The sequence below is a fragment of the Thioclava sp. SK-1 genome, from assembly GCF_001705665.1.
GTDB lineage: Bacteria > Pseudomonadota > Alphaproteobacteria > Rhodobacterales > Rhodobacteraceae > Thioclava.
Window position 1 is genome coordinate 1 of sequence record NZ_MDHA01000008.1, and the last position, 693, is coordinate 693.

The 693-nt window shown below is 56.4% G+C and carries 1 protein-coding gene; it reads left to right on the top strand.

What is annotated here, in order from left to right; translation table 11 throughout:
* Positions 1 to 693, top strand: a 693-nt coding sequence (locus BFP70_RS00090; protein WP_255356537.1) for a GTP-binding protein, incomplete at both ends; no start/stop codon positions are given.

A 693-nucleotide genomic window follows, 5' to 3' on the forward strand; every position in this document is an offset into this window, starting at 1 on the left:
CCCGTGGTATCACGATCTCGACGGCACACGTTGAGTATGAGACGGAAACGCGTCACTACGCGCACGTCGACTGCCCCGGCCACGCTGACTATGTTAAGAACATGATCACCGGTGCGGCGCAGATGGACGGCGCGATCTTGGTTGTTAACGCAGCTGACGGCCCGATGCCGCAGACGCGTGAGCACATCTTGTTGGGCCGCCAGGTTGGTATTCCGACCATGGTTGTGTACATGAACAAGGTTGACCAGGTTGACGACGAAGAGCTTCTTGAGCTGGTCGAGATGGAAATCCGCGAGCTTCTGAGCTCGTATGATTACCCTGGCGACGATATCCCGATCGTTAAAGGTTCGGCACTTGCCGCGCTTGAAGGTCGTGACGCAGAGATCGGTGAAAACTCGATCAAAGCGCTGATGGAAGCTGTTGATTCCTGGATCCCAACGCCAGAGCGTGCGGTTGACCAGCCATTCTTGATGCCGATCGAAGACGTGTTCTCGATCTCGGGTCGTGGTACGGTTGTGACCGGCCGTGTTGAGCGTGGCGTTGTGAACGTCGGCGACGAGCTGGAAATCGTTGGTATCAACGACACGAAGAAAACGACCTGCACAGGCGTGGAAATGTTCCGCAAACTGCTGGATCGTGGTGAAGCTGGCGATAACGTTGGTGTTCTTCTGCGCGGTATCGACCGTGAAGGCG